This is a genomic window from Acinetobacter sp. R933-2 (assembly GCF_030325485.1).
Taxonomy (GTDB): domain Bacteria; phylum Pseudomonadota; class Gammaproteobacteria; order Pseudomonadales; family Moraxellaceae; genus Acinetobacter; species Acinetobacter sichuanensis.
This window is the reverse complement of the sequence record NZ_JACAIJ010000064.1, coordinates 1-707: the sequence shown is the minus strand read 5'-3', so window position 1 is coordinate 707 and position 707 is coordinate 1. Positions and strand designations below refer to the sequence as shown.

The following is a 707-nucleotide window of genomic DNA, read 5'->3' as shown; positions in this document are numbered from 1 at the left end:
AGCTAAAATTTTACGTCTAAAATGTTCTGAATAACTCATTGCACCATTGTATTGGTTTTATAATGATTTGACTATAACTCTGGATCACCTATCGAAAATTCAAATTCGATATATTTGTCACGCTGAGTCCCTGTAACATGAATAAAGCAAGGAGGCTGTTCTACATTGAGTTGCTGCATACCAAAATCCTCATATTCTCCATAAGATTATTGCAACTTGCATGCCAATTTTATTTATTATTATTTTTCAAATATTTATGATTTTCTCTTTTTTATTTCATACAATGTTCTTTATCAAATTCTTAAGTCACAATGTATGACTTAAGAAAATTCTCAAGTGTTTTATATTTTCTCAGTTGTATAAGCACTTATAGATGATCAAAAAAAAAAGAAGCCAAAGCTTCTTTTTTTGATTTTCCAACTCGCATTGATAGCCCCTATAATTCAATCAACTGAACCGTACCGGGTTTGTCGGAGAGTTTTTTATTTAAGTTAGGCCACCTGACCTAACGGGTTAATCTTATCATAGTACATTGCTTCAAAATCAAAAGGTGATACATAACCTAGTGCACTATGTACACGCTCTTTATTGAACCAATCTACCCAATTTAGTGTCGCAAGTTGTACATCCGCTAAACCTTGCCAATCTGCTTTTAGATATTCAATCACCTCTGTTTTGTATAAGCCATTCACCGTTTCAGCCAAAGC

General features: G+C 33.0%; 2 protein-coding genes. Both read right to left on the bottom strand.

Translation table 11 applies throughout. The features are described from left to right. Positions 1-71 precede the first annotated feature (71 nt). A complete protein-coding gene (locus HX005_RS19595; RefSeq protein WP_218951701.1) occupies positions 72-179 on the bottom strand; it encodes a phenol hydroxylase subunit in 108 nt (35 codons plus the stop codon). Positions 180-491: 312 nt separating this feature from the next. Continuing rightward, positions 492-707, bottom strand: a 216-nt coding sequence (locus HX005_RS19590; RefSeq protein WP_286378575.1) for an integrase core domain-containing protein, incomplete at its 5' end; no start/stop codon positions are given.